Annotated in this window: 15 protein-coding genes; 10 read left to right on the top strand and 5 right to left on the bottom strand. The window is 40.9% G+C overall.

The window, feature by feature from the left end:
• Positions 1-957, top strand: a complete 957-nt coding sequence (gene thrB, locus PMAL9190_RS14630; RefSeq protein ID WP_087845835.1) for a homoserine kinase — start codon at positions 1-3, stop codon at positions 955-957.
• 2 nt (positions 958-959) lie between these two features.
• Positions 960-2255, top strand: coding sequence for a threonine synthase (thrC, locus tag PMAL9190_RS14635; protein WP_087845836.1), 1296 nt, complete (start codon positions 960-962; stop codon positions 2253-2255).
• A gap of 97 nt (positions 2256-2352) precedes the next feature.
• On the opposite strand, the gene grcA is transcribed toward thrC, so the two are convergent.
• Positions 2353-2730, bottom strand: coding sequence for an autonomous glycyl radical cofactor GrcA (grcA, locus tag PMAL9190_RS14640; protein WP_087845837.1), 378 nt, complete (start codon positions 2728-2730; stop codon positions 2353-2355).
• Between the two features lie 361 nt (positions 2731-3091).
• On the opposite strand from grcA, the gene nfo reads away from it, so the two are divergent.
• Both nfo and ung read left to right on the top strand, forming a co-directional pair.
• Complete coding sequence (gene nfo, locus PMAL9190_RS14645) at positions 3092-3940, top strand: deoxyribonuclease IV (RefSeq protein WP_087845838.1); 849 nt, start codon at positions 3092-3094, stop codon at positions 3938-3940.
• 3 nt (positions 3941-3943) lie between these two features.
• Positions 3944-4606: a uracil-DNA glycosylase gene (gene ung, locus PMAL9190_RS14650; protein ID WP_087845839.1), complete on the top strand. Its 663-nt coding sequence runs from the start codon at positions 3944-3946 to the stop codon at positions 4604-4606.
• 68 nt (positions 4607-4674) lie between these two features.
• Here the strand turns inward: ung and PMAL9190_RS14655 are convergent, their stop codons facing one another.
• Entirely contained in the window at positions 4675-4857 is a 183-nt protein-coding gene (locus PMAL9190_RS14655; protein WP_060997631.1) for a DUF3545 family protein, read from the bottom strand.
• 498 nt (positions 4858-5355) lie between these two features.
• On the opposite strand from PMAL9190_RS14655, the gene PMAL9190_RS14660 reads away from it, so the two are divergent.
• Together PMAL9190_RS14660 and yaaA are read left to right on the top strand one after the other, a co-directional pair.
• Positions 5356-6804, top strand: a complete 1449-nt coding sequence (locus tag PMAL9190_RS14660) for an alanine/glycine:cation symporter family protein (RefSeq protein WP_087845840.1) — start codon at positions 5356-5358, stop codon at positions 6802-6804.
• A 108-nt stretch (positions 6805-6912) separates the two neighbouring features.
• The gene (yaaA, locus tag PMAL9190_RS14665; RefSeq protein ID WP_087845841.1) at positions 6913-7689 is read left to right on the top strand and encodes a peroxide stress protein YaaA; all 777 of its coding nucleotides are present in this window, start codon (positions 6913-6915) and stop codon (positions 7687-7689) included.
• Between the two features lie 83 nt (positions 7690-7772).
• Here yaaA and srmB read toward each other — a convergent pair whose 3' ends face one another.
• On the bottom strand, positions 7773-9023 hold the full coding sequence (srmB, locus tag PMAL9190_RS14670) for an ATP-dependent RNA helicase SrmB (RefSeq protein ID WP_087845842.1): 1251 nt from the start codon (positions 9021-9023) through the stop codon (positions 7773-7775).
• Positions 9024-9218: 195 nt separating this feature from the next.
• Positions 9219-9929: a tRNA1(Val) (adenine(37)-N6)-methyltransferase gene (locus PMAL9190_RS14675; protein ID WP_087845843.1), complete on the bottom strand. Its 711-nt coding sequence runs from the start codon at positions 9927-9929 to the stop codon at positions 9219-9221.
• Between the two features lie 385 nt (positions 9930-10314).
• Between PMAL9190_RS14675 and brnQ the strand changes: the two genes are divergently transcribed.
• A complete protein-coding gene (brnQ, locus tag PMAL9190_RS14680) occupies positions 10315-11631 on the top strand; it encodes a branched-chain amino acid transport system II carrier protein (protein ID WP_087821539.1) in 1317 nt (438 codons plus the stop codon).
• 81 nt (positions 11632-11712) lie between these two features.
• On the opposite strand, the gene fldB is transcribed toward brnQ, so the two are convergent.
• Positions 11713-12234 (bottom strand): flavodoxin FldB, encoded by a 522-nt coding sequence (fldB, locus tag PMAL9190_RS14685; protein WP_087845844.1) that lies wholly within the window; start codon positions 12232-12234, stop codon positions 11713-11715.
• A gap of 213 nt (positions 12235-12447) precedes the next feature.
• On the opposite strand from fldB, the gene xerD reads away from it, so the two are divergent.
• The 3 genes from xerD (at position 12448) to recJ (ending at position 16075) form a co-directional block, all read left to right on the top strand.
• The gene (gene xerD / locus PMAL9190_RS14690) at positions 12448-13344 is read left to right on the top strand and encodes a site-specific tyrosine recombinase XerD (protein ID WP_087821537.1); all 897 of its coding nucleotides are present in this window, start codon (positions 12448-12450) and stop codon (positions 13342-13344) included.
• A 161-nt stretch (positions 13345-13505) separates the two neighbouring features.
• On the top strand, positions 13506-14237 hold the full coding sequence (dsbC, locus tag PMAL9190_RS14695; protein ID WP_087845845.1) for a bifunctional protein-disulfide isomerase/oxidoreductase DsbC: 732 nt from the start codon (positions 13506-13508) through the stop codon (positions 14235-14237).
• A gap of 113 nt (positions 14238-14350) precedes the next feature.
• On the top strand, positions 14351-16075 hold the full coding sequence (gene recJ, locus PMAL9190_RS14700; protein WP_087845846.1) for a single-stranded-DNA-specific exonuclease RecJ: 1725 nt from the start codon (positions 14351-14353) through the stop codon (positions 16073-16075).
• Positions 16076-16193: the final 118 nt, after the last annotated feature.

Raw genomic sequence — 16193 nt, forward strand, 5'->3', positions numbered from 1 at the left:
ATGAGTGTTGTTGTTTATGCTCCGGCCTCAATTGGTAATGTTAGTGTGGGTTTTGATGTTTTAGGTGCCGCAGTATCGCCCATTGATGGCACGTTATTGGGCGATCGAGTAAGGGTGGCAGCGGGCCAGACATCGTTTAGTTTGCAATGTGTTGGGGCGTTTGTTGATAAACTACCACAACAGGCCGAAGAGAATATTGTTTACCGTTGCTGGCAAGTGTTTGCACGAGAGCTCGATAAAAAAGGGATAGCATTACTTTCTGTCGCGGTGACATTAGAAAAAAATATGCCGATTGGATCTGGTTTAGGCTCAAGTGCTTGTTCGATTGTTGCTGCATTAGATGCACTTAACCGTTTCCATGATCAACCGCTCAATGAAACAGAACTATTGGCGCTTATGGGAGAAATGGAAGGCGAGATCTCAGGAAGCCTTCACTATGATAATGTCGCACCGTGCTTTCTTGGTGGATTACAATTCATGGTGGAAGAGTTAGGGATCATAAGCCAGAAAGTTCCTTGTTTTGATGATTGGTATTGGGTCATGGCTTACCCTGGCATTAAGGTACCAACCGCTGAAGCACGCGCGATTTTACCGGCGCAATATCGCCGTCAAGATGTGATTGCTCATGGGCGTTATCTAGGAGGGTTTATTCATGCTTGTCATTCTCAGCAGCCATTACTTGCTGCAAAAATGATCCATGATGTTGTCGCTGAACCCTACCGCGAAAAGTTATTACCTCAATTTAATCAAGCACGGAAATATGCTCTAGAAGCGGGGGCTATAGCGAGTGGTATTTCTGGTTCCGGACCAACGATGTTTAGCATTTGCACCGATCTTGAGGTTGCACAACGGTTAGCAAAATGGTTAACCGTTAATTATGTCCAAAATGATGAAGGATTTGTTCATGTTTGTCAGCTTGATAAGCAAGGTGCAAAAGTCACAGGGAGTGAGCTATAACAATGAAATTGTATAATCTAAAACAACATCAACAACAGGTTTCATTTGGTCAGGCTGTACGTCAAGGATTAGGGCGTAACCAAGGCCTATTCTTTCCATCTGAGCTCCCTCAATTTAGCGATATTGATGCATTACTAGAGATGGATTTTGTCACCCGTAGTAGCAAGATCCTTTCTGCCTTTATCGGTGAAGAGTTAGGTGAAGAAACCGTTAGTCAAATGGTTGATAGTGCATTTCAATTCCCTGCACCTATCAATAAAGTAAAAGATGGCGTGTATGCGTTAGAGTTGTTCCATGGGCCAACATTAGCGTTTAAAGATTTTGGGGGCCGCTTTATGGCGCAATCACTAGCAGCTGTAACAGCTGATAGTGAAACTGATATCACGATTTTAACCGCCACCTCTGGTGATACTGGTGCTGCTGTTGCCCATGCGTTTTATGGTATGGATAACATTAAGGTTGTGATTTTGTACCCGAAGGGCAAGATCAGTCCATTACAAGAAAAGATGTTCTGTACATTAGGTAACAACATTACCACGGTTGCGGTGAATGGCACGTTTGATGATTGTCAGGCGCTAGTGAAACAAGCATTTGATGATGCTGAATTACGCAAAGATGTGGGTTTAAATTCTGCCAACTCAATCAATATTAGCCGCTTAATGGCGCAGATCTGTTATTACTTTGAAGCCGTTGCTCAATTGCCTAAAGCTGAGCGTGAGCAATTAGTTATTTCAGTCCCTAGTGGTAACTTTGGTAATTTAACCGCAGGTTTATTGGCTAAATCATTAGGCTTACCTGTTAAACGCTTTATTGCGGCAACCAATGTTAACGATACTGTTCCACGTTATTTACAAACCGGTGATTGGACTCCGAAAGCGACGGTTGCTACGATTTCAAATGCAATGGATGTTAGCCAACCGAATAACTGGCCACGTATTGAAGAGTTATGCCAGCTCAAAGGATGGGGGTTAAACCAATTGGGCTATGGCGCTGTTGATGATCAGCAAACAGCGGTTACATTAAAGCAAATGTATGCTGATGGTTATTTGTGTGAGCCACATGGTGCGATTGCTTACAATGTGCTTGAACAACAATTAGCTGCGGATGAAACGGGTTTGTTTTTGTGTACAGCGCATCCTGCGAAGTTTAAAGATGTGGTTGATGATATTTTAGCGACTGATATTGCGTTACCAGCGCCACTGGCAAAGCATAATGCGATGCCGTTACTCTCATTAGAGTCCAATAATGATTTTGCTGCGATTAAAGATATTTTATATTCGGTACAACCGACTAAATAAGTTGTAGTCATCATATTAATGATAAAAAAGGAGCCATAGGCTCCTTTTTTAATGACAGCATCTTGCTCGAATCAAGACACTTACACTAAGGCCGAAATTATAGGCTGTTAGTGAAAGTACGAGCGATAACGTCTTGCTGCTGTTCAGTTGTTAGTGAGTTAAAACGTACAGCATAACCAGATACACGGATTGTTAGCTGTGGGTACTTCTCTGGGTGTGCAGCAGCATCTAGCAGTGTTTCACGCTTAAGAACGTTAACGTTCAGGTGTTGGCCACCTTCGATTTTTGCTGGTGCTTCGATAGCTAGTTCACGGTACTCAATGTCACCAAGATCTGCTTGTGCGATAATTTGGTCAGCCTCATAGCTGCCTGGTGCACAAACACAACGCGCTTCGTTAGACTCGCTATCTAGGATCCAGATTGAGTTTAGTAGGTCATCGTTTGCTGCTTTAGTAATTTGAATACCAGTAATCATAACTTTTCTCCAAGGGAATTGTTGTTAATTTATTCGTTTTTGTATTGAGCTACCTATTATATAGCCTTCAATGCACTTTTGGGTATTGATTTAGATCAAGTTACTACAAAAAACCTTAAATATAATAAGGCTGTTTTATTGAGCTAGGTCAATCTAACTGCATTTTACGCGGGAATCAACTAAAATTAGTAAATTTAAAAAATATGTTTAATGTTACTTTGTTGTAAAATAACAACATTTTTTGGTGTGTGTATATACCAGTAGTGAATACATTGTCATTTTTTGTGGTTTTTTATGTTAAATTCAAAGGGTGGCATTAGTGTTGTTGATGTGTCGCTTAATGGTTATTTTGAGGGTGATTATGAAATTAATTGGTGCACATGTTTCTGCGGCAGGCGGCGTGTTTAATGCCCCTGTGAATGCTAAGGCTATTAATGCAACGGCATTCGCATTGTTCACAAAGAATCAACGCCAATGGCAAGCTAAGCCATTAGATGCTGATACCATCGCAGCATTTAAGACCCGTTGTCAGCAACTGGGTTTTGATGCAAGTGCTATTTTACCGCATGATTCTTATTTAATTAATTTAGGTACGCCAGAGGCTGAAAAGTTAGAAAAGTCACGGTTAGCGTTTGTTGATGAAATGCAGCGTTGTCAGCAATTAGGTTTACATTTATTGAACTTCCATCCTGGCAGTCATTTAAAGAAAATCTCCGAAACAGCGTGTTTAAAATTAATTGCAGAATCCATTAATTTAGCTCATCAGCAAGTCGATGATGTGATTGCAGTGATCGAAAATACGGCAGGTCAAGGATCTAACTTAGGTTGGCGTTTTGAGCATTTAGCCGAAATTATTTCGCAAGTGGACGATAAATCACGTGTCGGAGTATGTATTGATACCTGTCATACTTTTGCGGCTGGTTATGATTTGCGTACCATGGAAGCGACACAAGCGACCTTTGCTGAATTTGATCAGGTCGTTGGTATGCAGTATTTACGCGCGATGCACTTAAATGATTCTAAAGGTGAGTTAGGCAGTCGCTTAGATCGTCATCATAGTTTGGGAGAAGGTGCGATCGGATGGGACTGTTTTCGTTTCTTAATGCAAGATAGTCGATTTAATAATATGCCGTTAATATTAGAGACCATTAACCCTGATATTTGGCAGCATGAAATTGCGACATTACGTGGTTTTGCACTAGAGGAATAATCAATGACAGCAAGTTGGCAAGCGTTTATCGAGCAGCAACAACAATTAGCGTATTTTAAGGATATTGAACAAGCAGTGACACTTGCTCGCGCTGAAGGTAAAACGGTTTTTCCTCCTCAAAAAGATGTGTTTAACGCGTTTACAAGTACACCATTAATGACAACGAAAGTGGTGATTTTAGGTCAAGATCCTTATCATGGCCCGAATCAAGCTCATGGGTTGAGTTTTTCGGTATTACCTGGTGTAAAAACACCACCATCATTGGTTAATATGTATAAAGAATTAGCGACTGATATTGACGGGTTTACGATCCCTGATCAAGGGTATTTGCAGTCATGGGCAGATCAAGGGGTGTTATTACTTAATACTGTGCTAACGGTTGAGCAAGGTAACGCCCATTCTCATGCTAAAATTGGTTGGGAAACGTTTACTGATCGTGCTATTGAATATATTAATGATAATACCGAAGGGGTGATTTTTTTATTGTGGGGCGCTCATGCTCAAAAGAAAGGTAAAAAAATAGATGCCAACCGACATCATGTTCTGACCTCAGCCCATCCATCACCATTGTCAGCTTACCGTGGTTTTTTTGGGTGTAAGCATTTCTCAGCAACGAATGCGTTATTAATTGCAATGAATAAAACGCCGATTGATTGGCAATTATAATCATAGCGTAAATATTGCTTAAAGGAATAAAACGGCCAGCAGTGAAGCTGGCCGTTATTTAGTTGTTACTAAAAATCAAAATCATCACTATTGAAACTACCGCACATATCCATATCTTGTAGTTCTCGACGTAGTCTTTGACGATCTTTTAAGGCTTCAATTTCACGCCATTTTCTCTTTTCCGGTTTTGCGCGAGAGCGGCGCGAAACTGTATCCGTAGTCATCATATCGTCGAATGCAAAGCTATCCATAAAGCACCTATTCCTACTCTACGCTTGATGTAAGCGTTCAGATTATTTATTACCATAGAATGGTTGACAATAAAATTGAACTGTTTCTCATTTGTTACCAAAAGATGAAATATTTATGTGCAGAATATCACGATTGGTGATTATTTGGTTAAATAACGGTCTGTTATAGTGTTAAATAACTATTTTATAGCTTTGGTGTCCAGATGATATCAAAGTTGTCAATAATATAAGATTTACTGATGGTTAAGGGGTGGTAATTATTGTTTTTTTATTATGAGTGGATTGTGTAACACATTGTAAAAATAACGAGAATGAGATTATTTTTATTCTAATAAAGGTCTTATACTTTAATAGTAAATTTATAGCTTAAATTATTTATCATAATAACGAATGCTTATAGCGTATTATTATTGAGGCCATTAGTGTTCTTGCTCACGACAGATAACAGTGCAAGTTAGGGCTTTATATCATTCTTTATCGATCAGTGAAGGCATCAATGTGAACAGTCAAATTAACTTTATCAATGATTTGTTGTGGGGATCGATATTGATATATTTGCTAATTGGTATTGGCATTTATTTTACTTATCGGCTTAATTTTATTCAGTTCCGTCATTTTAAGCATATGTTTGCGATAATGAAAAATAGTCGCAAATCGGATGCCGCGGGTATTTCTTCTTTTCAAGCGCTATGTACCAGTCTTGCAGCAAGAGTTGGCACTGGTAATATGGCAGGAGTGGCGGTTGCGTTAACTCTGGGTGGCCCTGGGGCTATTTTTTGGATGTGGTTAATTGCTATGTTAGGCATGGCAACCGCTTTTGCAGAAAGTGCATTAGCACAACTGTATAAAACCCGTGATGATGATGGTAATTATCGTGGTGGGCCTGCTTATTATATGGAGCGAGGCTTGGGAATGCGTTGGATGGGAATGATGTTTTCTATCTTTCTTATTATCGCTTTTGGGCTAGTTTTTAATGCGGTACAAGCTAATTCAATCACTCAGGCTACTGAGGTTGCGTTTGGATGGCAGCCACAATATGTCGGTTTAGGGTTGGTTTTATTAACTGGAGTGATTATTTTTGGTGGTATGCGAGCGATCGCACGTACCGCTGAGATATTAGTACCAACAATGGCGTTGTGTTACCTCGGGCTAGCATTGTTTATTATGCTGAGTAATATTGAGCAACTGCCACATATATTAATGGTTATTTTTAGAAGTGCATTTGGGTTTGAAGAAGCAGCCTCTGGCGCATTAGGGTATACCATAGCTCAAGGTATGATTAATGGCCTAAAACGCGGTTTGTTTTCAAATGAAGCCGGTATGGGATCGGCCCCTAATGCTGCTGCATCTGCAACACCTTATCCTCCTCATCCGGCCTCACAAGGTTATGTGCAAATGCTGGGGGTGTTTATGGACACCATTGTTATTTGTTCTGCAACCGTGGCAATTATTTTAATGTCTGGTGAATATGAACCGCATAGTAGTATTACTGGTATTGCATTAACCCAACAAGCAGTGAGTTCACAAGTTGGTGATTGGGGCGGTATTTTTATTGCGATTGCGATTTTCTTTTTCTCCTTTACATCATTAATAGCCAATTATTCTTATGCTGAAACCAATCTGATCTTTTTAGAACATAATCATAAGGTTGGGCTAAATGTTTTTCGAATGGTAGTACTATGTATGGTGATGTTTGGTGCATTGGCTGATTTACCAACAGTATGGGCGATGGCTGATATCTCTATGGGAATGATGGCAATGATTAACTTAGCCGCGATAGTATTGCTTTCTGGTACGGTAGTGAAGTTAGCCCAAGATTATAATAAGCAATTATCACTTGGAAAAGTGCCAACATTTCATCGCCAAGACTACCCTGAACTACAGGGGCAACTTGAAGATGGTGTATGGGATCAGCCTAGTTCATCCTCGAGGTCAACAATACGCTAATTGTAGTTATACCTATTAATTAAATAGTAATAACCATCATGGTTGAAGGTGGTTTTTTAACGTGATGGTGGTAGTCTAATTAGGTCAGACTTTAAAGGAAAAAGCCTTATGTTAATCGTGGTATCACCTGCAAAAACGTTAGATTATGAATCGCCTTTAGCAACCACAACCTTTACCTTACCAGAGTTTACTCAGCATTCTGCGGAACTGATTGATGTATGCCGTGAGCTTACACCAATGGATATTGCGAGCTTAATGAAGGTTAGCGATAAAATTGCAGGATTAAATGCAGCCCGTTTTGCTGAATGGCAGCCACAGTTTACGGTTGATAATGCACGACAGGCAATATTGGCATTTAAAGGTGATGTCTATACGGGGTTAGCTGCTGAAACCATGACTGAAGCTCAGTTTGCCTATGCTCAACAGCATTTACGCATGTTGTCTGGCTTATATGGTTTATTGCGTCCATTAGATTTGATGCAACCTTATCGCTTAGAGATGGGGACTAAATTAACCAATCCCCGTGGCACTAACTTGTATCAGTTCTGGGGCAATATTATTACCGATAAATTAAATCTAGCATTAGCAGAACAGGGTGATGATATTCTGATCAATCTTGCATCTAATGAATATTTTAAAGCGGTGAAACCGAAGTTGTTGAATGCTCAATTGATCACGCCAGTTTTTAAAGATTGCAAGAACGGCAATTATAAAGTGATCAGCTTTTACGCTAAAAAAGCGCGAGGCATGATGGCGCGCTATATTATTGATAATCAAATAACCTCGATTGAAGCATTAAAGAAATTTGACTGTGGAGGTTATTATTTCGTCGCTGCGGAATCAACCGCGAAGGAATTGGTGTTTAAGCGCGAACAGCAAAACTAACACTGCTATCGTGTTTTTAAGAACAAAAAAAGGCCAACGTCTTAGCGTTGGCCTTGTTATTTATTGATGGTGTAAAAGAAAAATTACGACTTAGCTTGGCTTTTTTTAGCCGCTTGTTTGATTTTCTTTTTCGCTTTCGCTTCTTTTACTTTTTTAGTGACTTTTTTCTTCTTTTTCGCGGTGTTTGGTTTTTTGGTCTGTGGACGCAAGCCATGAATAAAGCGTTCTGGGATTTCTTCTTTCATGTAGCGACTAATACGCTCGATCATTCCTTGGTCATGTGCTTCAACTAAGGCGATTGCAGTACCTTTCTTACCCGCACGTGCGGTACGACCAATGCGGTGTACATATACTTCAGCGGTACGTGGTAGATCAAAGTTAATTACATGGCTGACATCGGGTAAATCTATACCACGAGCAGCAACGTCTGTCGCAATTAATACGTTCACTACACCATCACGGAAACGGGTGATCATATTTGTACGCGCAGCTTGTGCCATTTCACCTTGAATCCAGTTACAAGGGATACCCATTGCGTCTAATTGACTGCGAAGGATAGCTAGGCGCTCACGTGTTTTGACAAAGATGATGGTACGTTCAGCTTGATCTTTAATGATGTTTTCTAATAGAGCGAGTTTGTGCTCCATATTGTCACAGCGAAGATACATTTGGTGAATCTTCTTACGCTCACGGCGAGAAGGATCAGCATTTACTTCAAGTGGTTCATTCAAAATTGTTTCTGAGAACTCACGTACGCCTTTACCTTCTAAGGTTGCCGAGAATAATAAGCTTTGACGACGCCAGCGACATTCGTGGTTGATGCGCTCAACAATTTTACCAAAGCCCATATCCAACATACGGTCAGCTTCATCAAGAATCAGACATTCAATTGCGCGGCAATCAAACTTCTCTGACTCAATGTATTCCATTAAACGACCAGGTGTTGCCACAACGATATCTTGTGTTTTTCCTAGTAGCTCAGCGTGCTCATCGTAAGAGATACCACCAGTAATGGTAAATATTTTTAAGTTAGTGTATTTAGCTAGCGCACGCGCATGCTCAGTAACTTGAATTGCTAATTCACGAGTCGGGGTTAAGATCAATACACGTGCAGGTCCCGGCTTTTTACGTGGGAAATCTTGCAAGTGCTGAATCATTGGCAGTAAAAACGCGGCTGTTTTTCCGGTCCCTGTTGGTGCAGAAGCCATGACATCTTTACCGTCAAGGGCATGAGGGATAGCCTGCGCTTGAACTACGGTTGGGCGGCTATAGCCGATCTCGTCAATCGCTCGTAATAGCTCGCTATCTAACTCTAATTCGGAAAAGTCTTTCACCAGTTATCTCTCCCAAGACAAATGCTAAATATGTTCTCGTCACTGTGCTTTTAAAGCGTAACCAGAACATGGGTATTTATATTAAGGGGCGGCATTATAGCCACTCTTGGCGTAAGTAACACCGATTAAAACATAAAAACTTCAGTTAATGATCAATATTCACCATTATAAAATTAAGTTTTATGCTGTTAGCGATTACATTTTTAAGTAAAAATCTTTAGTAAGTGCAATAAAATCAGATGAATAGCTGTTTTCAGTATGAATGCAAAGCTGGTGTTGTTCAGTAATGGCACTATTTTTTGTTAATTCAATCAATGTGCGCATAAACGGTTTGTGTGGTGTCGAACGAACATCACAACGGCGTTGGCAGTATAAGCCGTATGCTGCAGCTTGAGTGAGCAGTTGCTGGCCTTCATAAGTCGGTAGAATAAGACTGGCGCAGCCATCAGTGGTTAATAAATGACGAATAGTCGCCAATAACTGTTGGTGACTAAGGGTATCGGTATGGCGTGCAGTAGCGCGGTGTTGTCGTTGTGCCTGCTGACCCGTATTAAAATAAGGTGGATTACAAATAATACTATCAATCGATTCGGCTGTAATAGCTTGGCACCAGTGGTTAATGTCACTGTCAATGCATTGTAAGCGAGACTGCCATGGTGATGCTGCAAAGTTAGCTGTGGCGGCGGTGACGGCCGCGGCATCTAATTCAATCGCAGTGATCATTGCTGTAGATGTACGCTGTGCAGCCATTAATGCTAATAAGCCACTACCGGTACCAATATCAACAATCAACCCTTGTTGCGGTAACTTTGCCCATGCGCCTAATAATACCCCATCGGTACTGATCGGCATGCCACAACCGTGATCATTGATAGTAAATTGTTTAAAACGAAAGCTGCGACTCATGATGGATCCTTGGGTGACAGTACTACTGTTAGGTTTATAAAGCATACAAAAGCATATAAAACGATGGTGCAATAATCAAAAAAACACAACTGATAATAATCTGTTTATTTATTGTTAATTAGTTGTTACATCTTTTTTGTAAGTATGGTTTTTGTGGCTTAAATTGGCTTTTTATTCTGTTTTGAAATTTATAAATGGTTGTTAATTCCAGTTTGTTGGCTGGTTAACTGGATTATATGGTGTTTTTATCTGGTCTATTGCTAAGGGTACTATTTTTGGTCATTATGCTAGCAGGCACAATAATTATAGCGATATATATTAGGTGCTACTTATTATAAAAAATGCAGACACAATATATAACCCATTAGCGAGTGGAAGGTGCAGTTTGAAAAAAACACTCAAAGTAACAGATATTATCGCGCTAGGCTTTATGACCTTTGCGTTCTTTTTAGGTGCGGGCAACATCATTTTTCCACCGTTAGCAGGACAGCTAGCTGGTGAGAATATGTTACCTGCAATGTCAGGCTTTTTAGTTACCGCGGTTGGCTTACCTTTAATTGGTATTATCGCAGTCGCTATTGCTGGTGGTGGTTGGAGTGGGTTAACCCGTGATTTACCGTCAAAAGTAGCAACCTTAATGGCGGTATTGATTTTTATCATTATTGGCCCTGCGTTCGCTGCACCTCGTACCGGTCTTGTTGCCTATGAAATGGCTGTTAAACCGTTTATTACTGATGCTAGTCAAACCAGCTTAACTATTTTTTCTATCCTCTTTTTTGCTGTAGCACTGTTTTTTGCTTGGTCTCGCGGTAAATTGATCGACATGATCGGTAAGTTTTTAACACCAGCTTTATTTGTGGTATTGACGGTACTTGCGATTGCTGTGTTCATGAATCCACAAGGCAGTATTATTGCAGCGCAAGGTGAATATATCACTCAACCGTTTACTAAAGGTTTCCTTGAAGGTTACAACACCATGGATACTTTTGCGGCGCTGATGTTTGGAATGTTGATTGTTGATGTGATTCGAAGCAAAGGTATCACTGATGATAAGACCACTTGTACATATCTTATCTATGCGGGCTTAATTGCTGCAGTAGGTTTAGCGTTTGTGTATGTGTCATTGTTTTATCTTGGTGCGACCAGCGCGAGTATTGCGGCTGGTGTCGGTAATGGCGGTGCTATTTTAACAACGTATGTTATGGCGTTATTTGGCTCAACGGGACAAATTATTTTATCTAGCATTGTATTGCTAGCATGTTTAACTACCGCGATAGGCCTAATCAGTGCGTGTGCTGATTACTTTAGTACGCTAACACCACTATCTTATAAAAAGTGGGCAGTATTATTAGCTATCGTGTGTGCAGTTGTGGCAAATGTTGGTTTAAATATGCTGATTTCATTATCGATACCAGTATTATTTGCCTTGTATCCTGTAGCGATTGCGCTGGTTGCATTAACCTTAGTACGTAAATGGTTACCGAATCCACGTTTAGCCTATCGTGTGGTGCTGTTAGTTTCTTTTATCTTTAGTATGATTGATGTGGCGAAGTACTTGCAGTTTGATGTATCAATGTTCAGTAGCTTACCGTTGTTTAATTACGGTATGGGCTGGGTATTACCAACCTTGATTGCACTGGTGATAACCCGTTTTGTCGGCACTAAAAATAACAATAATCATAGCGATACTGTTGCTGTGTAATAACACCGTTATTGCTAAACAAAAAAGGGATACCACATTGGTGTCCCTTTTTTTATGGTATCGTTTATAGCCGTTAAGCTCTTATGGCAGTTGTGCGTATTCCAGCATGATTTGTTCACACCATTGCTCAATGCGGGCATCGCTTAATTCATATTGGCTATCTTCATCTAACGCTAAACCGACAAAAAATTGTTGATCTGCAGTTAACGCTTTTGATGCTTGAAATTGGTAGCTGTCATCATTGGGCCAATAACCGATAAATTGCACCCCTGTAGAGCATAACTGATCGTGCAACATGCCCATCGCGTCTAAAAACCACTCGGTATACCCTTCCTGATCGCCAAGACCAAATAGCGCCACCGTTTTTTGTTGTAATTGTAAACCATCAAGTTGTTGCCACACCGCTTCCCAATCTTCTTGGATTTCACCAAAGTCCCAGGTTGAAATGCCTAAAATCAACATGTCATATTGGTTCATTTCTGCTACTGGCGTGTGCTTAATATTGTGCAATTCAATGATTTCAGCCCCGAGGCAATCACGAATTTTTTCTGCTGCCATTTCGGTATAGCAAGTGGTCGAGCCATAAAACAAGCCAATTTTCATGTCGTGTACCTTGTATGCTTATTGTTAGATTAAAGTGTACTCGTTATTGTTGATTGAGCTCAAGACTCGACGGGCACTGAAAGCGATAAGTTTAAGATTAATAAACAGAGAACGAGGTTACTTTTTAGAATAAATATCCTATCATGCGCTAATTACTGTGTTTTTATCCATGTATTTAAACCGTCTTACGACACAGCTTATGGCGAGGTAAAAATGGTAACCGACGATGTTATTATTGAACGCTTTCTCGATGCGATGTGGATGGAGCGAGGGTTATCTGAAAATACTCTTGCTTCTTATCGCAATGATTTAAAAAAATTACAGCAATGGATGCAGCAGCAAAATATTGTGCTTTCAGAGGCTTCGATTGATGATTTACAACGTTATCAATTATGGCTATTTGATCAAGATTATAAGCAAACCTCGCGTGCCCGTATGGTGTCAGCTATTCGACGCTTATTTCAATATTTATACCGTGAAAAAGTGCGCGTCGATGATCCTAGTGCGATGCTGGTTACGCCTAAATTGCCGCAACGGCTGCCTAAAGATCTTACCGAAGCACAAGTTGATGCATTATTAGAAGCGCCAGATGTTAATGATCCGCTGCAATTGCGCGATAAAGCAATGTTGGAATTATTATATGCCACCGGGCTACGTGTGACAGAGTTAGTGACCTTAACCATGGATAAAGTCAGCTTACGCCAAGGCGTTGTGAGGGTGACAGGTAAAGGGGATAAAGAACGGTTAGTACCTATGGGCGAAAATGCGGTTGATTGGATTGAGCAATTTATTGACAGCGGTCGACCGCTATTATTAGGTGAAAAAAGTTCCGATGTGTTATTTCCTAGCCGACGAGCAAAGCAAATGACACGCCAAACGTTTTGGCATCGAATTAAATATTATGCGGTGTTAGCTGGTATTGATGCTGATACTTTATCACCCCATGTAATGCGGCATGCTTTTGCGACTCATTTACTTAATTACGGCGCAGATTTACGAGTGGTACAAATGTTGCTTGGTCATAGTGATCTATCAACGACTCAAATTTATACGCATGTTGCGACGGAAAGATTGAAACAATTGCATCAAAGTCACCACCCACGTGCATAATTATGAGATGTTGTTAGATAAAACTAGCGATAATATTTGTATTTAGGGATACTTCATTTATGCTGCGGACATAAAAATAGTAGTGTAATTGAAACTATATAGTTGTGATCTCGGTCTGTAGTTATATCGAGACAGTCATCATTTTAAAAGGGAATAACAAGATGCATTTTATTCGTCGCACCGTGCTGGCTACAGCTGTTGCACTGACTGCTTTTTCTGCGGTTGCAAAACCTGATGTAGCGGCTATTACTAAGCAACTTTCTAATATTGGTTTAACGCCAAGCTCAATTACAGCCTCCCCGATGGCGGGTGTTAATGAAGTTGTGACTGAACGTGGTGTCGTGTATGCCTCTGATGACGGACAATATTTTTTAGCGGGCCATTTATACCAAAATACCGGTGCTGAGCCGGTTAACTTAACTGAGCAAAAAATGGCGCAGTTAAATAAAGCTAAATTAGCCAAAATGGAAAAAGACATGATTGTCTATCCGGCTAAAAATGAAAAATATGTGGTAACGGTGTTTACTGATACTAGTTGTGGTTATTGCCGTAAATTGCATAATGAAATGCAAGGTTATAACGATGCTGGTATTACAGTACGTTACCTTGCTTTCCCACGCGGTGGTGAGCGATCAAGTAATTTCAACCAAATGAGTGCAATTTGGGGTGCAAAAGATCGTGTTAAAGCGATGCACGATGCTAAAAATGGTACTTTTGATGAATCAAAGATCACTCCACGCCCTGATTTAGTGATGGAGCAATATCAATTAGGTGTTGCGATGGGGGTTAATGGAACGCCTGCAATCGTGCTAGAAGATGGCATGATGATCCCTGGTTACCAACCGCCAGCGGCATTGCTACAGTTATTGGATAGCAAAGCGAAAGCTAACTAATAGCGAGTCTACAGCGTCATTGAATATAAAGCCTGATAGTGATATCAGGCTTTTTTGTTGGTGGTGATTTGGTTAAGATGAAAAGACAATCATTCCTTTAAGAAGCCGTTATTATGATAGAAATCAAGCGTCGTCCTGTTGCCGATCCTCAAGGCTTCTCTAGTGCAATCCCTGCTATTTTGCAGCGTATTTATGCCAGTCGTGGTATTAGCAATGATGCTGAACTCGAACGCGGCGCCAAAGGATTACTTAATTATAATCAACTTCATGGTATGAGTGATGCTGTTAAGTTGTTAGTGGCGGCATTAGCCAATAATACGCGTATTATTATTGTCGGTGATTTTGATGCCGATGGCGCGACTAGCTCTGCATTATCTGTCTTGGCTTTAAAAATGTTGGGCAGTCGAAATGTAGATTATTTAGTGCCAAATCGATTTGATGACGGATATGGTTTAAGCCCTGATGTCGCGCAACAAGCGATTGATCGTGGGGCTGAACTGATCATGACGGTTGATAACGGTGTGTCTTCGATTAGTGGGGTTGCAGCAGCAAAAGCACAAGGGGTACAAGTGCTGGTTACCGATCATCACTTGCCTGGTGATTGTTTACCTGCAGCTGACGCGATAGTGAATCCAAACCTTGAACAATGTGGCTTTCCATCAAAAGCATTATGTGGGGTTGGCGTTGCCTTTTATTTAATGTTGGCACTACGGGCTGAACTGCGTAATAACGGTTGGTTTGAACAACACGCGTTAGCTGTGCCAAATCTGGCTGAATTGCTTGATTTAGTTGCATTGGGCACGGTTGCTGATGTGGTGGCATTAGATGGCAATAACCGCATTTTGGTACATCAAGGGCTGCAACGTATTCGTGCTGGTAAGTGTCGCCCAGGTATTCAGGCGTTAATTGAAGTGGCTAACCGTGATCCCGCGCGGTTAGTGGCCAGCGATCTTGGATTTGCATTAGGACCACGTATTAATGCAGCAGGGCGCTTAGATGATATGTCATTCGGGGTGGAATTACTCTTGTGTGACAATATTCAAGCAGCGCGTCGTATGGCGTCTGAACTGGATGCGCTTAATCAAACCCGTAAAGAAATCGAACAAGGCATGAAAGAAGAAGGTCTCGCGATTTGTGAACGGTTGCAATTTAATCAGCACAATATGCCCTATGGGTTAGTGCTGTTTCAACGTGATTGGCATCAAGGTGTGATTGGTATTTTAGCTTCTCGTATTAAAGATAAATACCATCGCCCAGTGATAGCGTTTGCTGATGCAGGTAATGGTGAAATCAAAGGCTCGTGTCGTTCTATTGTGGGATTGCATATGCGAGACGTACTTGATGTGGTTGATACTCAACATCCTGGAATGATTTTAAAGTTTGGTGGTCATGCAATGGCTGCAGGATTAACTATTGCTGAATCACAGTTAGAAGCGTTTAGTGTTGCTTTTGATACCGCGGTACGACAAGTTCTTGATGAAGATGCACTCCAAGGTGTGTTGCTTAGTGATGGCGAATTACAGCCGTATGAATTGACACTTGAGACGGCTGAAATTCTGCGTGCGGGCGGGCCGTGGGGACAGCAATTTCCAGAGCCAACCTTTGACGGTACGTTTCGACTTTTGCACCAAAAGCTGGTGGCGGGTAAACACCTAAAAATGATAGTGGAGCCGCTAGCGGGAGGGAGCGTCATTGATGCGATTGCATTTAACGTCGATCTTAAGCTGTGGCCTGATGCGTCAGTGCAGCAAATTGAATTAGTTTATCGCCTCGATGTGAATGAATTTCGCGGTAATCGAAGTGTGCAATTGATGGTTGAACATTTAGCGGCAAAATAATATCAACCTGGTAATGAAACCGTGAATGGTGGGGATCTTGGTGTTTACAGCCTAGATTGTCACCATATTTTGATTAATTTTCTGATAACCTTTCTCTCCCTCTGTATATTCTATCTAC

This window comes from Photobacterium malacitanum (assembly GCF_900185615.1).
Taxonomy (GTDB): domain Bacteria; phylum Pseudomonadota; class Gammaproteobacteria; order Enterobacterales; family Vibrionaceae; genus Photobacterium; species Photobacterium malacitanum.

Coding starts and splice junctions, on each gene's coding strand:
- thrB (WP_087845835.1), top strand. CDS start 1: ATGAGTGTTGTTGTTTATGCTCCGGCCTCAATTGGTAATGTTAGTGTG.
- thrC (WP_087845836.1), top strand. CDS start 960: ATGAAATTGTATAATCTAAAACAACATCAACAACAGGTTTCATTTGGT.
- grcA (WP_087845837.1), bottom strand. CDS start 2,730: ATGATTACTGGTATTCAAATTACTAAAGCAGCAAACGATGACCTACTA.
- nfo (WP_087845838.1), top strand. CDS start 3,092: ATGAAATTAATTGGTGCACATGTTTCTGCGGCAGGCGGCGTGTTTAAT.
- ung (WP_087845839.1), top strand. CDS start 3,944: ATGACAGCAAGTTGGCAAGCGTTTATCGAGCAGCAACAACAATTAGCG.
- PMAL9190_RS14655 (WP_060997631.1), bottom strand. CDS start 4,857: ATGGATAGCTTTGCATTCGACGATATGATGACTACGGATACAGTTTCG.
- yaaA (WP_087845841.1), top strand. CDS start 6,913: ATGTTAATCGTGGTATCACCTGCAAAAACGTTAGATTATGAATCGCCT.
- PMAL9190_RS14675 (WP_087845843.1), bottom strand. CDS start 9,929: ATGAGTCGCAGCTTTCGTTTTAAACAATTTACTATCAATGATCACGGT.
- fldB (WP_087845844.1), bottom strand. CDS start 12,234: ATGAAAATTGGCTTGTTTTATGGCTCGACCACTTGCTATACCGAAATG.
- xerD (WP_087821537.1), top strand. CDS start 12,448: ATGGTAACCGACGATGTTATTATTGAACGCTTTCTCGATGCGATGTGG.
- dsbC (WP_087845845.1), top strand. CDS start 13,506: ATGCATTTTATTCGTCGCACCGTGCTGGCTACAGCTGTTGCACTGACT.
- recJ (WP_087845846.1), top strand. CDS start 14,351: ATGATAGAAATCAAGCGTCGTCCTGTTGCCGATCCTCAAGGCTTCTCT.